The sequence below is a fragment of the Streptomyces sp. AK010 genome, assembly GCF_014207295.1.
Lineage (GTDB): Bacteria > Actinomycetota > Actinomycetes > Streptomycetales > Streptomycetaceae > Streptomyces > Streptomyces massasporeus.
In genome coordinates, this window is sequence record NZ_JACHCX010000003.1 from 543,053 (window position 1) to 565,520 (window position 22,468).

15 protein-coding genes and 2 pseudogenes are annotated in these 22,468 nt (G+C 70.1%); 9 read left to right on the plus strand and 8 right to left on the minus strand.

Translation table 11 applies throughout. The features are described 5' to 3' along the window. Positions 1–141: 141 nt before the first annotated feature. Positions 142–1,437 (minus strand): Na+/H+ antiporter NhaA, encoded by a 1,296-nt coding sequence (nhaA, locus tag HDC93_RS08730; protein WP_185008802.1) that lies wholly within the window; start codon positions 1,435–1,437, stop codon positions 142–144. 251 nt (positions 1,438–1,688) lie between these two features. Here nhaA and HDC93_RS08735 point away from each other — a divergent pair, with 251 nt between their 5' ends. Then, complete coding sequence (locus tag HDC93_RS08735) at positions 1,689–2,957, plus strand: cation:proton antiporter (protein WP_185008804.1); 1,269 nt, start codon at positions 1,689–1,691, stop codon at positions 2,955–2,957. 106 nt (positions 2,958–3,063) lie between these two features. On the opposite strand, the gene HDC93_RS08740 is transcribed toward HDC93_RS08735, so the two are convergent. After that, entirely contained in the window at positions 3,064–4,599 is a 1,536-nt protein-coding gene (locus HDC93_RS08740) for a sodium:alanine symporter family protein (protein ID WP_185008806.1), read from the minus strand. A gap of 456 nt (positions 4,600–5,055) precedes the next feature. Between HDC93_RS08740 and HDC93_RS08745 the strand changes: the two genes are divergently transcribed. Beyond that, on the plus strand, positions 5,056–5,622 hold the full coding sequence (locus HDC93_RS08745) for a DM13 domain-containing protein (protein WP_185008808.1): 567 nt from the start codon (positions 5,056–5,058) through the stop codon (positions 5,620–5,622). Positions 5,623–5,709: 87 nt separating this feature from the next. Here the strand turns inward: HDC93_RS08745 and HDC93_RS08750 are convergent. Together HDC93_RS08750 and HDC93_RS08755 are read right to left on the minus strand one after the other, a co-directional pair. Next, positions 5,710–6,258, minus strand: a pseudogene (locus HDC93_RS08750) (TerD family protein); the annotation flags it as partial. A gap of 203 nt (positions 6,259–6,461) precedes the next feature. Next, entirely contained in the window at positions 6,462–7,520 is a 1,059-nt protein-coding gene (locus HDC93_RS08755) for a CdaR family transcriptional regulator (RefSeq protein ID WP_185008814.1), read from the minus strand. A 243-nt stretch (positions 7,521–7,763) separates the two neighbouring features. Here HDC93_RS08755 and HDC93_RS08760 point away from each other — a divergent pair, with 243 nt between their 5' ends. From HDC93_RS08760 to HDC93_RS08775, 4 genes are all read left to right on the plus strand, one after another. Continuing rightward, positions 7,764–8,198 (plus strand): hypothetical protein, encoded by a 435-nt coding sequence (locus HDC93_RS08760; RefSeq protein WP_185008816.1) that lies wholly within the window; start codon positions 7,764–7,766, stop codon positions 8,196–8,198. Positions 8,199–8,269: 71 nt separating this feature from the next. Then, complete coding sequence (locus HDC93_RS08765) at positions 8,270–10,306, plus strand: flotillin family protein (protein WP_185008818.1); 2,037 nt, start codon at positions 8,270–8,272, stop codon at positions 10,304–10,306. Positions 10,307–10,385: 79 nt separating this feature from the next. Continuing rightward, on the plus strand, positions 10,386–15,281 hold the full coding sequence (locus tag HDC93_RS08770; RefSeq protein ID WP_185008820.1) for a DNA repair ATPase: 4,896 nt from the start codon (positions 10,386–10,388) through the stop codon (positions 15,279–15,281). 64 nt (positions 15,282–15,345) lie between these two features. After that, the gene (locus tag HDC93_RS08775) at positions 15,346–15,867 is read left to right on the plus strand and encodes a hypothetical protein (protein WP_185008822.1); all 522 of its coding nucleotides are present in this window, start codon (positions 15,346–15,348) and stop codon (positions 15,865–15,867) included. Between the two features lie 4 nt (positions 15,868–15,871). Here the strand turns inward: HDC93_RS08775 and HDC93_RS08780 are convergent, their stop codons facing one another. From HDC93_RS08780 to HDC93_RS08790, 3 genes are all read right to left on the minus strand, one after another. Continuing rightward, positions 15,872–17,095 carry a sodium:proton antiporter gene (locus HDC93_RS08780; RefSeq protein WP_185008824.1) on the minus strand — a complete coding sequence of 408 codons (1,224 nt, stop codon included), beginning with the start codon at positions 17,093–17,095 and terminating at the stop codon, positions 15,872–15,874. A gap of 162 nt (positions 17,096–17,257) precedes the next feature. Further along, positions 17,258–17,779: a hypothetical protein gene (locus tag HDC93_RS08785; protein WP_185008827.1), complete on the minus strand. Its 522-nt coding sequence runs from the start codon at positions 17,777–17,779 to the stop codon at positions 17,258–17,260. Between the two features lie 177 nt (positions 17,780–17,956). Beyond that, positions 17,957–18,478, minus strand: coding sequence for a nitroreductase family deazaflavin-dependent oxidoreductase (locus HDC93_RS08790; protein WP_185008829.1), 522 nt, complete (start codon positions 18,476–18,478; stop codon positions 17,957–17,959). Positions 18,479–18,648: 170 nt separating this feature from the next. On the opposite strand from HDC93_RS08790, the gene HDC93_RS08795 reads away from it, so the two are divergent. Both HDC93_RS08795 and HDC93_RS08800 read left to right on the plus strand, forming a co-directional pair. After that, entirely contained in the window at positions 18,649–19,737 is a 1,089-nt protein-coding gene (locus HDC93_RS08795; protein ID WP_185008831.1) for a PP2C family protein-serine/threonine phosphatase, read from the plus strand. Between the two features lie 33 nt (positions 19,738–19,770). Then, the gene (locus HDC93_RS08800) at positions 19,771–20,310 is read left to right on the plus strand and encodes a MarR family winged helix-turn-helix transcriptional regulator (protein ID WP_185008833.1); all 540 of its coding nucleotides are present in this window, start codon (positions 19,771–19,773) and stop codon (positions 20,308–20,310) included. Positions 20,311–20,882: 572 nt separating this feature from the next. On the opposite strand, the gene HDC93_RS08805 is transcribed toward HDC93_RS08800, so the two are convergent. Then, entirely contained in the window at positions 20,883–21,635 is a 753-nt protein-coding gene (locus HDC93_RS08805; protein WP_185008835.1) for a DUF4142 domain-containing protein, read from the minus strand. Positions 21,636–22,046: 411 nt separating this feature from the next. Here HDC93_RS08805 and HDC93_RS08810 point away from each other — a divergent pair. Continuing rightward, positions 22,047–22,468, plus strand: a pseudogene (locus HDC93_RS08810) (hypothetical protein); the annotation flags it as partial.

Sequence of the window (22,468 nt, forward strand, 5' to 3'; positions counted from 1 at the left end):
ACCCGGACGACAGAGAGTTCTGCGCCAGAGACCTTCAGCCGCCGTAACGCCAGCCCTTGAAAGTCTCCAGACACCGCGCCGGGGGCAGACGTCCGGCGACGGCTGAGCCCACCCTCGGGTGACGGCACGGCGCGGGTCAGGTCATGTGCCGCTGGATCCCGTGCGCTGGTAGACGTCGGGGATGCCGTCGGCGTCCTCGTCGCGGTTCTCCTCCTCGTACAGGCGCCGGTACACGGTGTTCCTGCGGCGCAGGAGCCCGGTGGCCAGCAGGGCGGCGATGAGTGAGGCGATCAGGACGGCGGCCTTGACGTGCTCGCCGACGGCCGTGCCGGGAAAGGCCAGCTCGCCGATGAGCAGGGCGACCGTGAAGCCGATTCCGGCCAGGGTCGCCAGGGCGAGGACATCGGCCCAGGCCAGATCCGGGTTCAGTCGGGCTCGGGTGAAGCGGGCGGCGAGGTAGGTGCCGGCGAAGATGCCGAGGATCTTGCCCGCGACCAGGCCGAGGATCACGCCGAGGGGTTCGGGGGTGGTGAACACCTTGCCCAGTGCGTCGCCGGAGACGCTGACCCCGGCGGCGAACAGCGCGAACAGCGGCACGCACAGGCCGGCGGAGAGCGGGTGCAGCAGGTGTCCGGTGCGCTCTGCGGGTGATGCGTTCTCGTCCTGGTCGCGGACGGTGCGCAGGATCAGGCCCATGGCGACTCCCGCGACGGTTGCGTGGACGCCCCCGTTGTAGAGCAGCGCCCAGGTCACCACGCCGAGCGGTACGTACCACCACCAGCCCCGCACCCGTCGTCGTTGCAGGACGTAGAAGACGACCAGCCCGGCAGCTGCCCCCGCCAGCGCCCAGTAGTTCAGGTCCGAGGTGAAGAAGAGGGCGATGATCAGGATCGCGCCGAGGTCGTCGACGACCGCGAGGGTCAGTAGGAAGGCTCGCAGGGCGGTCGGCAGGTGGGTGGAGATGACCGCCAGCACCGCCAGGGCGAAGGCGATGTCGGTGGCCATCGGCACCGCCCAGCCGTCCATGCTGCCGCCGCCGACCGCGATCGTGGCGGCGTAGAAGGCGGCGGGTACGGCCATGCCGCACACGGCGGCGATGACCGGCAACGCGGCCGTCGCCGGCGTGCGCAGCGAGCCGACGACCAGCTCACGCTTCAGCTCGATCCCGGCGACCAGGAAGAAGACGGTCAGCAGACCGTCGGACGTCCAGTGGCCTACCGAGAGGTCCAGACCCAGTGCGGGTATCCCGAAGTGGAAGTCGCGGATCGTGGTGTAGGAGCCGCTGAACGGGGTGTTCGCCCACACCAGAGCCACCACCGCCGCGGCCAGCAGGACGAGGCCGCCCACCGTCTCGGTGCGCAGGGCCCGGGCCACTGCCTGTCGTTCGGGCCAGGGGAGAAGACCGAGGAACGAGTTGCGGGGCGGGGTGGGGGCCAAGGCGGCGAACCTCCGGGCGTCGGCGAAAAGGGCACACGGCCCTACGGACGCCGACCAGACTTCCCGGCACACCCCGCGTCTCGTTGACGCGTTCTTTACACCCTAACCGGAGCGGGTCCGTCGGCCCACCCCCACCTCGTCCACCGCAAACGGGCAGGCAGCGAGCCGGGTGACGCACTCGGGCGAGGCTTCGAGGGTAACGGGGTACACACGTGGCCTGGGAGAAGATCACGTCGGGCAGGAGAATCGCAGTGACGCTTTCGGACGTGGTCTACGTCTGTCTGGGCCTGGGGGCCCTGGGCGCGGCCGTGCTGCCCCGGGTGGTCTCCAAGCGGCCGTTGTCCCTGCCCATGGTCTTCCTCGCCGCGGGGGTGCTCATCGAGCTCCTGCCGGTGGGCGTGCCGGCCGTGGACCCCGTGCGTGATCGCCTGTGGGTCGAGCACACCACTGAGGTGTGTGTGATCGTTTCGCTGATGGGCGCCGGGCTCGCCATCGACCGGCCCTTCGGCTGGCGCCGGTGGTCCGGCACGTGGCGGTTGCTGGGCATCACGATGCCGCTGACCGTGGCGGTCGTCGCCCTGCTGGCCTGGGGGCTGCTCGACTGGCCGCCTGCCGCCGCCCTGCTGCTGGGCGCCGTGCTGGCGCCCACGGATCCCGTGCTGGCCGGTGAGGTGCGCGTGGGCGAGCCGCTCGGTACCGAGCGCGACGAGGACGAGGTGCGGTTCTCCCTGACCAGCGAGGCGGGGCTGAACGACGGGCTGGCCTTTCCGTTCGTCTACGCCGCCCTCGCCCTCGCCGCGGCGGCCGGGACCGGGTGGTCGGCGGAGTGGATCGGTTCGTGGGCGCTGACCGACCTGCTGGGCAAGTGCGCTGTGGGGCTCGCCGTCGGGGGCGGGGTCGGCTGGTTGCTGGGGTGGATGTTCTTCCGGGTGCGTTTCCCCGTGCTGCGGTTGTCCGAGCACATGGAGGGCTTCGTGGCGCTGGGAGCCACCTTCGTGTCCTACGGCATCGCCGAGGTGCTCCACGGCTACGGCTTCCTGTCCGTGTTCGTGACCGCCTGCGTCATCCGGGCCGCTGAGCGCAGCCACGGCTACCACAAGGTGCTGCACGAGTTCACCGAGCAGATCGAACGGCTGCTCACGGCCGTGCTGCTGTTCCTGCTCGGCGGATACCTGGTGGACGGCGCCCTGTCCGCCCTGACGTGGGCAGGCGCGCTCGTCGGTGCCCTGCTGCTGCTGGTCGTACGGCCGCTCACGGGGTGGCTGGCACAGATGCGCACCGCCATGGGGAAGAAGGAGCGTGCCGTGGTCGCCCTGTTCGGGATCCGGGGCATCGGTTCGCTGTTCTACCTGTCCTACGCGCTGGGGCAGGACTCCTTCGGCGGGCTGGAGCGGGAGCTGTGGGCCGTGGTGGCCCTCACCGTGGTGATCTCGGTGGTGCTGCACGGCGCCCTGGCGACCCCGGCCATCGGATACCTGGATCGGCGACGCGACAGGGCGGAGCTGGGCAGTCGGTCGTAGGCGGCTGCTAGTAGGCCGTCGGTCTTGGCGGCAGACGTACGGGCCCGTACCCACCAAGGCGCGAGGTGAGTACGGGCCCGTACCGGAGCCGGGCCGCCGGGGGCGGTCAGACGGTGGTCTTCACCGACTCCTGGTCTTCGTCGCCGTCGCGGATCTCGCCTGCCTTGCGGGCGCGGACGTACTCCAGGAAGGAGTTGAGTTCGCGCTTGACGACCGGGGCGAGGAGGTACAGGCCGATGATGTTGAAGACCGACAGCAGGAAGAGCGCGGAGTCGGCGAGGCTGATCAGCGAGTCGAGGGACATCAGGGCGCCCAGGATCACGAACAGGCTCCAGACGACCTTGAAGACGGTCTCGCTGGCCTTGCTCTTGCCGAACAGGTACGACCATGCCTTGAGGCCGTAGTAGCCCCAGGTCAGGATCGTGGAGAAGGCGAACAGCAGCACCGCGACGGTGAGCACGGCCGGGAACCAGGGCAGTACGGTCGCGAAGGCGTCGGAGGTGATCGTGACGCCGCCGATGCTCTCACCGGCGCGGGCTTCGCCCCAGCTGGCCGGGTTGGCGATGACGATGGTCAGCGCGGTCATGGTGCAGATGACGACCGTGTCGATGAACGGCTCCAGCAGGGCGACCAGACCCTCGCTCGCGGGGTGGTTGGTCTTGACCGCGGAGTGGGCGATCGGGGCGGAGCCCAGACCGGCCTCGTTGGAGAACGCGGCGCGCTGGAAACCGATGATCAGGGCACCGAGCACACCGCCGGCCACGCCTTCGGCCTCGAAGGCGCCCTGCAGGATGGTCTGGAAGGCGTCCGGCACGGCGGTGACGTTGCCCAGGATGACGATCAGGCAGGCCACGATGTAGATGCCGGCCATCGCGGGCACCAGCCGGCTGGTGACCGAGGCGATGGAGCGGATGCCGCCGAGCAGCACCAGGCCGACCAGCGCGGAGACGACCAGGCCGAAGAGGACGGCACCGGCGGAGGACGCCAGGAAGCCGTCCTCGCCGCCGAAGGTCGACGAGATCTGCGCGTAGCTCTGGTTGGTCTGGAAGAGGTTGCCGCCGAACAGGCCGAAGAAGAGGATCATGATCGAGGCGAGGACGGCGAGCACCTTGCCGAGCTTGGCGCCGCCGCTGCCGAAGCGGTCCTTGAGGCCCTTGGGCAGATAGTGCATCGGGCCGCCGGAGACGGTGCCGTCGGCGTGCACCTCGCGGTACTTCACACCGAGGGTGACCTCGACGAACTTGGTGGCCATGCCGAGCAGGCCGCACAGGATCATCCAGAACGTGGCGCCGGGGCCGCCGATGGAGACGGCGACAGCCACACCGGCGATGTTTCCGAGGCCGACCGTGCCGGAGACGGCGGCGGTCAGGGCCTGGAAGTGGTTGACCTCGCCCGTCGACCCCTTCTCGTCGTACTTCCCGCGCACCACGTCGAACGCGAGTCTGAACTTGCGGACCTGCACGAGCCCGAACCAGCCGGTGAAGACCAGACCGGCGACGACGAGCCAGGCGACGATGAGGGGGAGTTCGGTTCCGCCGACGGGAACCGAGTAGAAGACGATGTCCCCGAGCCACTTGGCTATGGGTTCGAAGAAATCGCTGACGGCTTCGTCGACGTTTTGGGTGACGGAGTCGAGTGACACAGTGGCTACCTCGATGGTGCGAGCCCGGGACACGGGGGAAGTGCCGCCGGTCGATGTGCGGTCTCTGAACGAACGCCGTTGTCCGAATCGGCGACTCTGGGCGGGCGCTCCGCGGATGCGGATCGTGATCACCCTGGTGGTGTTGCCGGTGCATGCCGACCGCTCCGCGCTGTGGTGTTGAGCGGTTCCACCTGCGGAGTTGCGCAGTTCTACCACGGTCTTTGCCGTATCTTTAGTGACTCAAGTCACATCACTTGTAGTGACGGTCGAAAATGCCAGCGAGCGATATCGGACCGTTATGCGGGACGCCGGTTCCGTTCATCGGACATCTATCTGGAAGGCGGCCGGGCTCGCGGGCGCCGCGGCGACGTAAGACTTCCGTCATCCGCGTCGGGGCACATGCCACCCTCGGGACCCGTTGAATGGGGCAGGAAGCACTGAGGAAGCGAGGCGGGCATGGGTCGTGGACGGAAGACGCTGGGCAGACCGTGGGTCGTCGGAGTGCTGGTGGTGGCGCTCGCCGGCGTCGGCCTGGGGCTGTACTGGTTCCAGCCGTGGAAGCTGTGGCAGGAGGAAACCGTGCAGGAGGCCCTGCCCGGCGCCGTGGCTCCGGCCCCGACGGCTCCTTCGGCCGGAGCGCCGTCCGCGTCGCCTTCCCCGGCACCCCGGCCCCGGACGCTGGCGGGCGGTGAACTGATCAGCCATGAGCACGCCACTTCGGGCAAGGTGAAGCTCGTACGGCTCGCCGACGGATCCCATGTCCTACGGCTGGAGGACCTCGACACCAGCAACGGCCCGGATCTGCGCGTGTGGCTGACTGACGCGCCGGTGAAGGAGGGGCGAGCCGGCTGGCACGTCTTCGACGACGGCGCGTACGTGAGCCTCGGCAAGCTCAAGGGCAACAAGGGCAGTCAGAACTACACCGTGCCCGCCGACGTCGACCCGTCCCGGTTCACCAGCGTGAGCATCTGGTGCGACCGCTTCGACGTGTCCTTCGGCGCCGCCGAACTGGCGCGCACCTGACCTCGCCCGCAGGGCGCGTAAGAATTCCTGGCGACGATTTCCTGCACCCATCGTTTCGGAACCGACGACGCACCCGACCGTGCCGGGTCACGGCTGTGGGGTATTGCCCATCTCCTCGGTGAACACCGTGGGGTCGCTGTCGAAGCCACGGACCATCTCGTGAAACTTCCAGGCTCCGGAAGTGTCCCGGGTGAACTCCGCGACCGTCGCCGCGGTGGATCCCGAGAGCTGGGTGAAGTCGTCCTTGAGGAGCTCCCTGTACCCCTCGACGACCAGTACGCCGGCGTTCGAAAGGTCACCGAAGGTCTTGGGGCCGTTGTTCTGGTGGATCGCCACGCCCGCGACCACCCGTGCGAAGGAGGAAGCGAGGCGGTCGAGCTCCAGGGTCATGACCTCGACGTAGCCGAAACCCTGTCCGGTCTGGCTGTGCCGACCCATGTTGATGGTGCCGTCCGGTGAGCGGCTGTCGAAGTGGACGACGTACACGGGCCGGCCGTAGGGGGCTTCCGCCGAGTAGGTCGTGGCGATGATGTCGAGATGGTGAGATGGCTTGTTCCAGGGACTCGGATCCCACTTGAGCCGCACCTCGGCCTTGCTCACGCTCTGAGTGTCGTCGCTGTTCGCCGGCTTGCTGCCTCTCCCGAGTCACGTCACCACGGGAATGGCCCCGCATGGTCAAGTATGGCTGTCGGCCGATGTGTTGGACCCGTCGAACTCCTTCGTTTCGGCGTAACCGTCCGGAGAGAACTCGACAGGTTCGGGTCCGCACGTCATCCCTCCGGCTTTCGGTGCCGGACACCGGCGAAGTGGCCCGCACCTGACCTCGTCCGCGGTGCGCGTCAGAGCTCCTGGGCGGGCCAGTCCAGCAGTCGTGCGCCGATCACCGCGGTCTGGAGCATGTAGCGGTGGGCGGGATCGGCCGGGTTGGCGCCGGTGAGCTTGTGGATGCGTTCCAGCCGGTAGGTCAGGGCCCGCACGCTGAGGGTGAGGCGGCGGGCCGCCTCGGCGGCCACGCAGCCGGAGTCGAAGTAGGCGGTGAGGGTGTCCAGGAGGGGCTGGGCGCCGCCGCGGGCCGTGGTGAGCGGGCCGAGGGTGGCGAGGACGAGTTCGGCCATGGCCTGCCGGTCGCGGGTGAGGACGGGGTAGACGAGCAGGTCGGCCGCCCGCAACACCGGGTCCTCCAGTTCGAGGCGTTCGGCGAGCTCCAGGGCGTTGAGTGCCTCCTCGTAGGAGTGGACGACCCCGCCGGGGCCGGGCTGGGGGCGGCCGATGGCGACCCGGCCGCCGTCGGTGGCGGCATGAGCCTGCTTCGCGAAGTGGGCGAGGACTTCCTCCTGGAGGCCGGGGGCGATGCACAGCAGCCGGCCGTCCTTGGTGGTGAGCAGGATGCTGCGGTCTCCGAAGCGTGCGATGAGAGCGCGTTCCACCTGGCGGGGAACGGGATCGCCCTCCTCGTAGGCGGTGGGGCCCTCGGCGACGGCGACGGCGTGGGCGTGGGAGAGGCGCAGGCCGAAGCGTTCGGCGCGTTCGGCGAGGCGTCCGAGGTCGCTGCGGCCGTAGAGGAGGTCGTCGATGAACTCGCGGCGCGCGGCCTCTTCCTGTCGTACGGCCTGGCGCTGGGCCCGTTCGAAGCCCTCGGCGAAGGCGTCCGTCGCCTGCTGTACGGCGGCCAGGACGCTGTCGGCCGACGCGGGGCCGGCCGGCCATGCCTCGCGCGCGGCGGTCAGATGGGCGCTGACCAGGGCCCGCAGCCCGTGACCGGCGTCGGCCGCCTGCTCTCCGAGTGCCCGTCGGAAGGCGAGTTCTTCCCGGGTGAGGCGCCGACCTGTGGCCGCGACCTCGCAGAGTATCTGGGCATACCCCTCCAGATACTGCTCCGGAATCCCCAACTCCACCATGCCTCCCCCCGAGTTCTTGACGCGTCGCTGACGGCTTCTTAGCGGCAGACCGGCATGCAGACCTTAGACAACACTGCCGGGAACCGGCAATGCGCGGGCGGGCGCCGGGGGTGCAGCATGGGCTGCGGGGAGCACTCCGGGGGATTCCGGTGCCGGACATCGGCAGGTGTCCGGCACCGGAACCCTGAGCGAGCGGTGCTCGGCGCGGTTGACGGGCAGTGCGGACGAGACAGGGGGCACGGCATGCGGACGTTGCTGTCGGTCGTCACCGGGCCGCCCACGATCCTCCTGACCACCGCCCTCGTCGTGCTGCTGTGCTTCTGGCTCCTCGTCGCCGCGGGCGTCACCTCGGTGGGCAGTTTCGACGCGGACGCGAACCTCCGTGCCTGGGGCATGGGCGGCGTACCCGTGGCGGTAGCCGTCACCATGCTGACGGTCGTGGCCTGGTTCCTCAGCGTCGGGGGCGTCCTCCTGCTGGCCGTGTGCACGCCGCCGTGTGCCGCCATCGGGCTGCTGCGCATGGTCCTGCCCGTCGCCGCCCTGCCCGTCGCATGGCGACTGACCTGCCTGTTCGTGCGTCCCCTACACCGGCTCTTGCCCGACGAACCCGGCCCGCCCAACGAACCTGGCCTGCCCGGTCGCGGCCGGGCACGCGACCGCGCGGACCACGCCGCCTGAGCGGTACCACAACGGCCCTCGCCGCCTGCCCCCTCACGCTTCGATTCCTTCACGCCTCAAGGACCTATGCCATGACTGTCATCCTCCTGGGCGTCGGCGTGCTCATCGCCGTCACCCTGCTCGCCGTACTGCTCGTCTCGCGGCTGTTCCGCAAGGTGGAGCAGGGCAAGGCGCTGATCGTCTCCAAACTGCGGAAGGTCGACGTGACCTTCACCGGGCAGGTCGTGCTGCCCGTGCTGCACAAGGCCGAGGTGATGGACATCTCGGTGAAGGCCATCGAGATCACCCGGACCGGCAAGGACGGTCTGATCTGCCAGGACAACATCCGGGCCGACATCCGGATCACGTTCTTCGTCAAGGTCAGCAAGACGGTCGAGGACGTGATCAAGGTCGCGCAGGCCGTCGGCACCGCGCGGGCGAGCGACCGGGACACGCTGCAGGAGCTGTTCCACGCGAAGTTCTCCGAGGCGCTGAAGACCGTCGGCAAGCAACTGGACTTCACCGACCTGTACACCAAGCGCGAGGAGCTGCGGTACCGCATCATCGAGGTCATCGGCGTCGACCTCAACGGCTACCACCTGGAGGACGCCGCGATCGACTACCTGGAGCAGACGCCGGTCGCCCAGCTCGACCCGGCCAACGTCCTCGACGCCCAGGGCATCCGGAAGATCACCGAGCTGACGGTCATCGAGCACGTGCGCACCAACGAGGCACAGCGCACCGAGGAGAAGGAGATCACCCGGCAGAACGTCGACGCCCGCGAGGCCATCCTGGAACTGGAGCGCCGGCAGGCCGACGCCGAGACCAAGCAGAAGCGGGAGATCGCCACCGTCCGGGCCCGGGAAGAGGCCGAGACGGCCCGGGTGGTGGAGGAGGAGCGGCTGCGGGCCCAGGGAGCCTTCCTGGCCACCGAGGAGAAGCTCGGCGTGCAGCGCGAGAACCAGGCCCGCGAGGTCGCCGTCGCCGCGAAGAACCGCGAGCGGGTCATCGCCATCGAGAATGAGCGCATCGAGAAGGACCGGCTCCTCGAAGTCATCGGCCGGGAACGCGAGACGCAGCTGACCCGGATCGCCGCCGAGAAGGAGGTCGAGGCGGAGAAGCGGGACATCGCCGAGGTCATCCGCGAGCGCGTCGCCGTGGACCGCACGGTCGCCGAGCAGGAGGAGTCCATCAAGAAGCTGCGGGCCGTGGAGGAGGCGGAGCGGCAACGGCAGACCGTGATCATCGCCGCCGAAGCCGAGGCGCAGGAGAAGCTGGTCAAGGACATCAAGGCCGCCGAAGCCGCCGAACAGGCCGCCACACACCGCGCTGCCGAGGAACTGACCCTGGCCGAGGCCCGGTTGAAGACGGCCGACCTCGACGCCCAGGCCAAGCTCCGCCTCGCCGAGGGCATCCAGGCCGAGGCGGCTGCCGAAGGGCTCGCCGCCGTCCAGGTCCGCGACAAGGAAGCCGACGTCACCGAGAAGGCCGGCCGGGCCGAAGCCGCCGCCACCGAGGCCCGGCTGAGGGCCGAGGCCGAAGGCGCGCAGGCCCAGGCACTCGCGGACGCCGCGGCCATCGGCGAGAAGCTCAAGGCCGAGGCCGAGGGCCTGACCAAGAAGGCCGCAGCCATGGCAGCCCTCGACGACGCCTCGCGCGGGCACGAGGAGTACCGGCTGCGCGTCCAGGCGGACAAGGAGATCCGCCTCGCCGGGCTCGACGTGCAGCGGCAGGTCGCCGAGGCTCAGGCGACGGTGCTCGCCACCGGTCTGGAGAGCGCCGACATCAACATCGTCGGAGGCGAGTCGGTCTTCTTCGACCGGCTGATGTCCTCGATCGCGCTCGGCAAGAGCGTCGACGGGTTCGTCCAGCACTCCGAGACCGCGCAGGCCCTGGCCGGGCCCTGGCTGGACGGCACCTCCAGCTTCACCGACGACCTGAGCCGCATCCTCGGCTCGGCCACCACGGCCGACGTGCAGAACCTGACGGTCTCGGCCCTGCTGATGAAGCTGATGAAGACCGGCGGGACCGACTCCGGGCAGCTCCAGCAGCTGCTCGACAAGGCCGGCGAGCTGGGCCTGGCGGACAAGCCGCTCACCACCGTGAACGGCAGCGCCGCCCACGCCTGACCCGCCCCTACGGTCCGGAGCCGCCGCACAGGGGACGGCGGCTCCGGACCACGTTCCTCGACTTCCCGAGAGGCATGCCATGACGACCGTCCCGGACGCCGGCACCTACGACCCCGTGGACAGGGGCACGTACGAGGTGCTGCGCGACCGCCTCACCGCCCAGGCCGCCGAACTGGCCCGGCGCGCCGAGGCGCTCAACGCCCGCCGCATCGAGGAGTTCGGCTCGACGCGGTTCGAGCTCGCCGGCACGAAGCGACTGCACACCGAGCACGCGGCGGTGCCCCGGGACGTCGTCGCGGTGGGTGAGGTGCTGCTGTTCAGCTGCAACGCAGTCCCGAGCCGGGAGGCCGACACACACGTCGGCGACGTCCTGGCCCTGTACGACCGCAACACGGAAGGGCTGCCCGACGACGCCGTCCCCGGCCTGCTCGACGACCCCGCTTTCGTCCGGGAGTTCGCCGCCCTGCACCGCTACTACCGCCACGCCCGCCTGCTCCGGCTCCTGCGCACCGAGGGCAAGCTGCTCGCCGTCTTCCAGACCGGTGAGAAGGCGGACGACACGCGGGTGCTGCGCTGGGCCCTCTCCGACGGCGGACGGGCCACCTTCCTCGACGCGCGGGGCGATCGCGACCACGTCCTGCCCCCGTCCCACGACGTCGAATGGATCGACAGCACGCGCGAGGACCACGTCCTCGGACGGCACCCGCTCGTCTCCGTCCACGGCGAGGTGTTCCTCTCCACGGTCGGCGGCCTGCTGACCGTCAAGGTCGACGACGACACCGAGACGGCAGAAGGCGTTTACACCGAACCCGTCGACGAGCCCCTTCAGGCCCTCGCGGACGCGGACATCGCCCACGCGCGCGTGGGCGCCCTGATCCTCCTGCGCGTCCGCCCCTACAAGGAGAGCACCGACCGCCACCTGGTGTTCAACACCCTCACCAGAACCGTCGTCCGCCTCGACGGCATCGGCCGGGCCTGCCGCCGCCTGCCCGAGGACCAGGGAATCGTCTTCCCCGGTGGCTACTGCCTGGCCACCGGAAGCCACAAGACGTACGAACTCGACACGACGGAGCTTGAGTTCGAGCGGGAGGTCCGCTCCCCGAACGGCGAGGACGTGCTCTACGCCTTCCACGCACGCGCGGAGGGTCGCAGCCTCCTCCTGCCGTACAACACGATCCGCAAGGAGATGGCCAACCCCCTCCCCTGCCAAGGCTGGGCGCTCTTCGACGACGGCTTGCTCGCGATCCTCCGGGCCGACGCCGGGGAACCGCAGCGCGTCCACCCCGTGCAGCTGTGGAACTCCCCGTACGTCTCGGACACCCACGCCGCCGCCCAGCCGGTCGGCACCGGCCCCCTGGCACGCATCGGCAACGCCGACCTCGTGCGCGGCATCTCCGACTGCCTCTCCGTCACGGGCGCCGTCGCCGATACGACACCCACGACCGAGGTGTACGAGGCACTCCTGGCCGCCTGCGCCCGGGCGGCGGACACGCACCACTGGCTGGCCGACCCCGAACTCGGCGACCTCCATGCTCCACTGGCTCAACTCCGCGACACGGCCCAGCAGGTCCTGGCCGAGTTCGAGACCGTCCAGACCCTCACCCAGCAGGCCGAGGACGCGCTCACCGAAGCCGCCGCGCGGGTCGCCGAGGTCGTACGACGGTTGCGGGGCGAGGCCCCACGAGGCGCGGCAGGCTGGGTGACCGGGTTGACCGAGCTGCGCCGCGCGCAGGGCCATCTGCTCACCCTCAAGGACATGCGGTACGCGGACACCGCCCGCATCGACGAACTCGCCGACGCCACCGAGTCCGACCTCGCCGCCTTCGGCCGGCGCGCCGTGGCGCACCTCGCCCGCGAGGACGCCTTCGCCGATCACCATGGGCAGGTCGAGCAACTCGTCGCCGATGCCGGGGAGATCGCCACCGTGGCCGAGGCGGCGCCCATCGCAGCCCGCACGGACGAACTCACCGACGAGCTGCGCACGGTGACCGAGGTCGTCGCCGGTCTCGACATCGCCGACGCCACCGTCCGCACCGCGATCCTGGAGCGCATCGCCGAGGTCCTCGGCGGCGTCAACCGTGCCCGCGCCGCCCTCGACGGCCGTCGCCGCGAGCTCCTCGACCGGGAGGGCCGGGCTGAGTTCTCCGCCGAACTCGCCCTGCTCGGCCAGTCCGTCACCGGAGCGCTCACCGCCGCCGACAGCCCGGAGGCATGCGACGAGCAACTCGCCCGCCTGCTCGTACAGGTGGAGAACCTGGAGTCCCGGTTCGCCGAGTTCGACCACTTCCTGACCACCCTTGCCGACAAACGCGACGAGATCCACGAGGCGTTCTCCGCCCGCAAGCAGACCCTCGCCGACGCCCGCGCCCGGCGCGCCGAACGCCTGGCCGACTCGGCGGCCCGCATCCTGCGGACCGTCGCCCGCCGGGCCGCCGCCCAGCCGGACACGGACGCCGTAGCGACGTACTTCACCTCCGACCCGATGCCCGCCAAGGTCCGCCGCACCGCCGACGAACTGCGCGATCTCGGCGACCAAGTGAGGGCCGAGGAGCTCGACGGCCGCCTCAAGGCCGCCCGCCAGGAGGCGCTCCGAGCCCTGCGCGACCGCACCGACCTCTACACCGACGACGGCCGCACGATCCGCCTCGGCACCCACCGCTTCGCCGTCAACACCCAGCCCCTCGACCTCACCCTCGTCCCGCACGGCGACACCCTCGCCTTCGCCCTGACCGGCACCGACTACCGCTCCCCGGTCACCGACCCCGACTTCACCGCCACCCGCCCGTACTGGGACCGCCCCCTGCCCTCGGAGTCACCCGAGGTCTACCGCGCCGAGCACCTCGCCGCCCGCTTGCTGGACGAGCACGGCCCCGAGGCCCTGGCGGAGGCCGACCTGCCCGCCCTGGTACGGCAGGCCGCCGAGTCGGCGTACGACGAGGGCTACGAACGCGGAGTCCACGACCACGACGCGACAGCGATCCTCACCGCGCTCCTGCACCTGCACGAGGGCGCCGGTCCGCTGCGACACGAACCGGCCGCACGAGCAGCAGCCCAGATGTTCTGGGCGCACGGCACGACGGACGAGGAACGGCAGAGCTGGACCCGGCGCGCGGTGTCCCTGGCCCGGGCCCGGGACACCTTCGGCCTCGCCCCCGCGATCGCCGACCTGCGACGGGAACTGGCAGACGTCGCGGGCGGAGAAGCGGCGGCCGCGTACCTCTTCGAGGAACTGACCAGCGGCCCGCCCGGCTTCGTCATCGGCGCCGGCACCCGCACGCTGCTGGACAAGTTCCGCCGCACGGTGGGCATCTCGGCCTACGACGACGACGTCACCGCCCTCACCGACCCGGCCGCCCGCGCGCAACTGGTCGAGGCATGGCTGACGGCGTACACCACCGCCACCGGCACCGACCTCACCCCCGGTGAGCTGGCGGAGGCGGTGGCCGCCGAACTCTGCCCCGGCCTGCCCCGCTACGAGTCCGACGCACCGCTCACCGAGACCGTCACGGGCCTGCTCGGCACGCACCCCCGCGTCACCGGCCGTGCGCTCACGGTCCGCGTCGACGAACTCCTCGCCCGCACATGGAGGTTCCGCACCCACGACGTACCCGGCCACCGCGCCTACCAGCAGCGCCGCACAGCCCTGGTGGGCGCCGAACGCGCCCGTCTCCGTCTGGGCGAGTACCGGCCGCGCGTGATGTCGGCGTTCGTACGCGGCAGGCTCATCGACGAGGTGTACCTGCCGCTCGTCGGCGACAGCCTCGCGAAGCAGCTCGGCACCACGGGCGAGTCCAAGCGCACCGACTCAGGCGGTCTGCTCCTGCTCATCTCCCCTCCGGGCTACGGCAAGACGACCCTCATGGAGTACGTCGCCGACCGGCTCGGGATGATCCTGGTGAAGGTTGACGGTCCGGCACTCGGCCACACCGTCACCTCGCTCGACCCGGCCGAGGCCCCGAACGCCACCGCCCGCCGGGAGATCGAGAAGATCAACTTCGCGTTGGCGGCGGGCAACAACACTCTCCTCTACCTGGACGACATCCAGCACACCTCGCCCGAACTGCTGCAGAAGTTCATCCCCCTCTGCGACGCCACGCGCCGCATCGAGGGCGTGCGGGACGGCGAACCGCGCACCTACGACCTGCGGGGCAAACGCTTCGCCGTCTGCATGGCCGGCAACCCCTACACCGAGTCAGGCGGCCGCTTCCAGGTGCCCGACATGCTCGCCAACCGCGCCGACGTGTGGAACCTCGGCGACGTCCTGACCGGCAAGGACGACGTGTTCGCGCTCAGCTTCATCGAGAACGCCCTCACGGCCAACCCGGTCCTCGCCCCGCTCGCCGGCCGCGACCGCGCCGACCTCGACCTGCTGATCCGCCTCGCGCAGGACGACCCGGCGGCTCGTGCGGACCGCCTTACACATCCATACGCCCCAGCGGAGCTGGAGCGGATACTGGCCGTACTGCGTCACCTGCTCACCGTGCGGGAGACGGTCCTGGCCGTGAACGCGGCCTACATCGCCTCGGCGGCCCAGTCGGACACGACGCGGGCCGAACCACCCTTCCGGCTCCAGGGCTCCTACCGCACCATGAACAAGATCGCCCAGCGCGTCCAGCCCGTCATGAACGACGCCGAACTGGCCGCGCTGATCGACGACCAGTACCGGGCCGAGGCCCAGACCCTCACCACCGATGCCGAGGCCAATCTCCTCAAGCTGGCCGAACTACGCGGCACCCTCACACCCGAGCAGTCGGCCCGCTGGACCGAGGTGAAGGCGGCCCACGTCCGAGCCCAGTCCCTCGGCGGCCCCGAGGACGACCAACTCGCCCGGGCCGTCGGCGCCCTCGGCCTCCTGGCCGACCGGATCGCAGCCGTCGAGACGGCGATCAACCGGGCGGGCGATCCGCGACACCTGATCATGAACTCCACGGCCCGGCATGCCGCGCGGCCGGCGCCGGGGGGTGGCGGGGACTGAGGTGCGGCATGCGCACGGGCCGCCGAGCGAGCCGGGGGCCAGGGCCGTAAGACGACGGGCTCGCATGGCCGTGGCTGCGATGGCCCTGGTGACGGCCCTTCCTCTCGCACTCGGCGCCCTCTCCGAGGGCGACCTCCTGGCCACGGCACCGGCCCTGGTGGCCGGCTTGACCGCGCTGGTGTTGCTGCCGGACCTGTGCCAGGAGCGTTCCCTGGCACGGCATTCGCGGACCCGGTCGACCGCACGCACTCCGACCGGCCGACGCAGCGTCGATCTGACCCGGGTAGCCTCCGTCCGGTTGTGGACGACGTTCTCGCCCGGGGGCGTGCAGCAGCGCGTCTTCTTGGTGCGCGATGTGCACGGCGTACGGCTCGGGATCACCAGTGCCGCAGGCAGGCGTGCCCTGCGGACAGCGCTCGCGGGGCAGCAGGGCAGGAGAGCCCGTGTGAGTCCGGCGGCCCGGGCCTGTCTCGGGGACGGCCCGGGGCGGTGGCTCGTCCGTCACACGGTGACGATGTTCCTCTCACAGGTAGCCGTCGTGTGCGTCTACCTGATCGGGTTCCTCGAAGTCGGCGGACTGGCATGACGATTCAGCGGGTGTCACCGGCGGTGGCTGGAGCCGGTTGGTCGCCAGGGATGCCGGCGATGTCCTCGACCTTGAAGAGACGGGCGATCGGTACGTCGGTGGAGCTGTGGGCGATGATCGAGAAGGCGATGCAGACGGCGATCAGGGTGAACGCCTCCTGGCCCTGTGGGATCCCGGCCTGGAGCACCAGCAGCCCGTACACGACAGAGGCGAAGCCCTTCGGGCCGAACCAGGCTGCGACGAGCTTCTCCTGCCGGGTGAACCGGGTGCCCAGCAGCGACAGCAGCAGCGAGGCCGGCCGGATCAGCACGATCGCGAGGACGACAGCGACGTAGCCGCCGAAGGACAGGTCGCCGAACAACTGCGGCGTCAGCAGCGCCCCGAACACCAGCAGCGCCGCGAACTTGGCCAGCTCGGCCAGAGCCTCGCCGAGCGGCTCGAACGCCTCCTTCGCCTCCAGCGACCGTGCGGTGAGCACCGCCCCCGCGGAGAACGCGGCGAGGTAGGGGTTGGCGTGCGTGAGGTGACAGAGGGCGTAGAGGATCACGCCGATGGCCAGGGGCAGCAGGGGCTGGAGCTTGGGCTCGGCGCCCAGCAGCCGGAACCGTACGAGCTCGACCACCACGAAGGGTACGACGACACCGAAGACCAGGCCGAGTACCAGCTCCAGCGCGATCTTCCCGAGCGAAGCCTCCGCGTGCCCCGAAGTCGGCCCGGCCGCGGCGATCAGGATGAGCACCACCGGCAGGGCCAGCCCGTCGTTGATGCCGCTCTCCACGTTGAGCAACTGCCGCAGCTTCGACGGGACCTCTTTGCGGCCGACGATGGCCGACGCGAACACCGGATCGGTGGGCGCGAGTACCGCACCGACGAGGAAGGACGTGGTCCAGTCCAGCCCCACCAGGTAGTGCGTGATCAGCGCCATTCCGATGAATGCCAGCGGCATGCCGAGCCCCAGCGCGCGGGCCGGGTTGCGCCAGTTCTGCCGCAGCTTGGGAAAAGAGACGTGCATACCGTCGGTGAACAGCACTGCGAACAGCGCCAGATCGGCCGTGACGGACACGATCTCGCTGCTCGGCGTGATGTGGATCAGCCCGAGGAACCCGTCACTGACGAGGGCTCCGCCGACGAGGAAAAGGAAGGACGTGGACAGCACGGTCCGGGCAGCGAGCCCCGACAACAGCACCGCTATGAGCAGCGCCACCCCGAAGACCACGACGAGCACCATGACCAGAACCCCCGATCGGCGAAGAGACTTGTCCTCAGACCGCCGACCAGACTTCCCGGCACACCGCTGGGAACCTTACACGTTCTTGACGCGGCATTGACGTGCTCTTGGCAGGCACTCTGACGCGCCGTTGGTTGCCGGGTGCCGGAAGGCGAGGCTCCTTCACCCGATGGTGGCGGTCGGTGTCGGTTCGACGGCACCGGACCCGGGGCTGGTCGTGGGGATGGCTTCCGGCGCCTCCTCCACTTGCTGGACCGTACCGCCCCCGGGCTCCTCGCTCGGTGCTCCGGCCGTGGTGGACAGCAAGGACCAGGCGCCGAGGGCCAGGCCGATGGCCGCGACCGTCGCGATCACGTGGCCGGCGCGGCGGAGCCTGGCGGGGCCGTCGAGTTCTCGCCAGGCCGGTTGTGGGCCGTCAGGCTGCCACAGTTCGCCCACCGCTTCCGTTCTGTCGTTCGCCGGCGGGTGATCCAGACGCGGATGGCGCTGGTTTCGTCGGTCGGCGTCGAGACGGCGAGGTGGTCGAGCGGTCGCCCGTTCCCGTGCGGAGGGCTCCTTGGGGGCAGATTCGCGGATGGCGCGCTCGTTGTCCGCCAGGAACTTGAGCCAGGCGTCACCGGCGTCGGACGGCACGGCATCCGGGTCGTCCGGTGTGCTTTGTCTGTCTGGATCTGGGGTGGTCACACCCTTCTCCTCCTGGGAAAGGTCGCTTGGCCGGCGGCGGCGGCAGCCGGGCCGGTCAGAGGGCCGGCCGATGGCCGAATGGTTGTCCTGTGCCGATTGGCTCTCGGCCGGCCCCGGTTGCCGATGATTGCATAGTGCAAAATATGATCGCCAGGGTTCTTGCGGGAATTTCCCGATTCATGAGTGTCCGCGCGCGGCCCGGTCGCACCCGCTGGCGGCTTGGAGTCGCACAAAGGGGATCGCTCGCCCTGCTTCGCGGAACGACGCCTCACCGCCGTCAACAGGGAGTCCCATGAACGCGCACAGGCGGCGGGCCGTGCGTGGGCGTCGGTGCGCGTAATCGGCCATGATCTCGGCGCCGTCCTCGGGTGACAGGAAGCGAGCGGTGACCGCGTGCGGACGGTTTCCGAACCGGATCAAGGTCTTCGGCTGCGCCCGCAGGTTCAGGTACCAGTCGGCTCGTGGGCCGAACCCGGAGGCGACCGTCCAGCTCGACCCGGCCGGGTCGCAGGAAACGACCTCGAGGACCGTCATGCGGTCGCGGTCGGAGACCCGGCCAGTGTGGTGCAGCAGCAGGAGCCGCTTTCCGAAGAGGGAACCGAGGCCTGCTCGGTAGAGCAGGATCGGCAGACGCAGGGCCAGGCGTCGCCACCCGGCGGGGGGTCTGGGGCGGCTGTGCGAGGCGTCTCTGTCGGTCATGGCCGGACCTTCCACGTGTCGGGCATGTCGTCTCTCGGACTCGATTGGGTAAAGGACCCTGGGCGGGGGGCCTGTCGCGGAAGCCACCTTTGCATAGTCTAAAGGTGGGGGAGGGGCGCCTGCTGGATGGCCGGTGGCTCTCGACAGCCGCGACATCGCAGGAGTGCCGCATGACCGACCGGAAGCCGCCGTCCAGCTGGACGCTGCTGTCCTGCATGCCGGTCGTGGTGATGGCGGTAGTCGCGGTGACGGACATCGTGGCGGGGCCGGGCGTCGGATTCCTGCCGCTGGTCTCCCTGGGACCGGCCTTCGCCGGGCTGGTCGGGGGGTGGCGCCGTACGGCCTGGTTCGGGCTGGCGGCCCTCGTGCTGTGCGTCGCGCTCGGACTGTACGACGGGCTGTTCGACGGACGCCGGGGCTACACCGCGCTGGCCTCCGTGGCCGGTGTCACCGGTGTCGGTGTCGCGGCCGCGGTGATGCGGTCGCACCGGGAGGCGGAGCTGGCCAGCGTGCGGTCGATCGCGGAGGTCGCCCAACGGGTGCTGCTGCGGCCCGTGCCGTTGACGGCGGGTCCGCTGCACGCCGCGGTGTCCTACACCTCCGCGGTCGCCGAGGCCCGGATCGGCGGAGACCTGTATGAGGTGGTGTCCTCTCCGCACGGCGTGCGGGTCATCGTGGGAGACGTCCAGGGCAAGGGCCTGGCTGCGGTGGAGACAGCGGCAGTGGTGCTGGGTGCCTTCCGGGAGGCGGCGTACGACGAGGCCGACCTTACGGGGCTGGGCGACCGGTTGGAGCGAAGTGTGGCCCGGGAGCTGGAAGGGGAGAAGTTCGTCACCGCGATCCTCGCCGAGATCGGCACGGCTCATGAGGCGGTCTTCCTCAACTACGGGCAGCCGGCCCCGATGATCGTGCGTGGGGACGGCACAGTCGACTTCCCGCAGCCGCACTCCTTCGCGCTGCCGTTGGGCCTCGGGGCGCACGGAAGCGAGGGCCCGGAGTCCTATCGGGTGGGCTTCGCCCCGGGCGAGCAGCTGCTGCTGTACACCGACGGCGTCACCGAGGCTCGTGACGAGGACGGCCGCTTCTATCCCGTCGGGGAGCGGGCGCACCTGCTCAAGGACCCTGACGCGCACCGGGCCCTGGAGGCCCTGCGGGAAGATCTCGCCCGGCACTCCGTCGGACCGCCGCACGACGACGCGGCCATGCTCCTGCTGCGCTACCACGGTCATGGGGAAGGAAAATCTGTTCCCCTCGAGTGAGGAGCGGGCATTTCCGCACGGTAGAAAGGACGCATGCCGGAGCGTGAGACCCCCGCGGGGACGATGGACGACGTGGACCTGGTGACCCGGTCGGTGCTGACCGCGTCCCGCCTGCTGGTGGGGGTCTCCGCGCGTTCCCTCGCCGCCGTCGAGGAACGGGTGACGCTGCCGCAGTTCAGGATGCTCGTGGTGCTGTCCACACGCGGCGCCACCAAGCTCGTCACGCTCGCCGACCTGCTCCAGGTCGCGCCGTCCACCGCGATGCGGATGGTCGACCGGCTGATCGCCGCCGGGCTCGCCGACCGCAAGTCCAACCCCGCCAACCGCCGGGAGACGCTGCTCCAGCTCACGGAGGAGGGCCGCCGCACGGTCGCGGACGTCACCGCCCGCCGCCGCGCCGCGATCGCCGAGATCGTGGAGCGGCTCACCCCGACGCAGCGACTGGCCCTCATCGAGGCACTGGCGGCCTTCAACGAGGCGGGGGGAGAGCCGCTCGCTCCGGCTCAGGACGACACCGAGTCGCACCCGCTGGGTTGGGCGATGGATGTGCCGCCGGTCGCCGGCGACGCCTGACGCGCACCCAGCCGCTGTTCTCCCTTGCCCTCCGTGAGCAGGGACCGGCCGGTCGTCATGCGGGCGGATCGTGAGCGGCTCTCCGAGACTTGTGCACGGTGACGGCACGCCGCGCCACGAGTCCACGCTCCCGGGCCGGAGACGCCGACCGCGGCGAGCTTTCCGTCGCCCCCGCACCGCTCGCTCACCGTGTCCAGCCGGCCTCCGCTCTGAGCGACGACGGCCGACGTGCGAGTTTTCTCCAGCACCGCCGCGGTGGGCGGTGAAGGTGCCTGGGAAGTGAGTCGTGCGTGTTGGGGCCGCTCTTGGCGGCGGCTCCGCGGCCCGCCCAAGGGAGCGGTGCCCCCGAGCCGGCGGTAGAGCGCCGACCGGGTTGGTTTCAGGTGCGTACGCCCACCTTCATCCTTCTGATCTCCTGCTGTCTCTTCTCCTGCGTGAGCGCGAGAACGGGACTTACTGGAGCGGCGGGACCGAAGCATCAGGGTGCCGACACCGAAGCAGACAACTCCGGTCGGCGGCTGGAAGTGATGCGCGGATCCTCGGCATGTGGGCGAGGATCGGCTTGCGGACCATCAGCCGGCTGCCGGAGGCGGGGTGGGAGCACTCGGAGCGTTCGTCTGGAGGTCCTCAAGTCCCTTGGGGATGTTCAGAGTCAGGATCGGCGACCCGGGTTGCGGAGGAGGCGGCGTGGTCTGCTCCTTCGGCATCTTGGGCGGGCTGGTCTGCTGCTGGTTGACCTGCTCGTGATTGACCAGTCCCGTCTTCTCCAGGACGGTGATGTGGTCGAGCACGGTGTCGTTGGCCTGGTCGGCAAGCTGGCGCACCAGAGTGTTCCTGGTGTTGGCCCGGACCTTGGCGATGACGGGAAAGATCTGACCGTGCGTCACACGCATGATGTTCGCCGCCAGGGAATCGAACTCCTTTCCTGTGCTGGCATCCACGGACGCCACGAACTGCTGCTGTTGCGGGGACGCCTGGTTGGGCAGGGTGATGTTCAGCTCCGGGGCGATCCTCCGGCAGGTGATGTCGAGCCGGCCGTGTCCGACGACCAGGTGCTTGCCGGCTTCCTTCATCTCCGGTGAGGTGCCCCGCTTCATTGCCAGCAGCCCCAGTGGGTGTTCCCAGAGCCCGGCCGCGCGCACCTTGGCCACGAAGTCCCGGTCGGCCTCTGTGAGGGGCCCGTAAGGGGTGTTGGCGATGATCCGGTCCGGAGAGGTGGCCGTGTTTTCCACCCCCAGCATCGCCGGGTAGGCCAGAGCAGCGATGGTCAGACCCAAGGCGCCGACTGTGAAGACGCTGCCTGCCTTGGTGCGGGATATGCCCATGGTGCCTCCAGATGTAGAGCGGTCCACCAAGAGGTACGCGTGGGCAGCGGGATCGCTTCATTGCATCAGGCAAAATTTGCACTGGGTGGAACGTGGCCACGTTAGCCCTTGGCGCTGCGGGAGCCGGGGATGCCGGTGTGGGCGGGTTCGCCGACCAGGGCGAACTGCGGTTGCTGGGACTGCAAGGTTGGGTGATGGACGTTCCTGTCGCCGACGACGCCTGACCCGCCCGGCCGCTCTTCTCTGCCTGGCGTCCGTTTTGCATAATGCAATGGAATCGTGAGGAAACCAGCTCCGCTGCCGGGTCCCGGCAATGCGAACCCTGCGGGCCCGTCCGGTACGGGGCAGTGCGGTGCGTTCCCGCGCGCATCAGGATGGCGGAGGCCGAAGCGAGGCGGAAAGGGGTGGCGCATGCGGCACGGACGGCACGTGGCCGCCGCTGCGGAACCGCACCTGATGGCGCGCCTGCGCAGCATGGTGTGGGGGCCGGCCGAGTTCGTCGGGCCGCCGCCGCTCCGGCTGTCCGCGAAGGGGATCCTGGCCGGATGTCTGGCAGTAGTCGCCATCATCGGCACTACGGTCGCCGGTGCCTGGTACGGGATCACCGGACTGGCCGCCGGTGAGGGCGGTCTGGTGTGCGCCGCCCTGCTCGCCATCTACCTCTGCCGGATACGGGCAGGCCGTGCGCTGGTCGGTGCCGTCGCGGTGCTCGCGGCCACCCTCGCCCTCCAGACACCCGGGGCTTCCCCCCGAGAAGTGGACACCGGTTCGTGCTGCTATGCGGCGAGTGTCATCGTATCCGACTGCAGTTCGTACTCCCGCTCCCGGGCGAT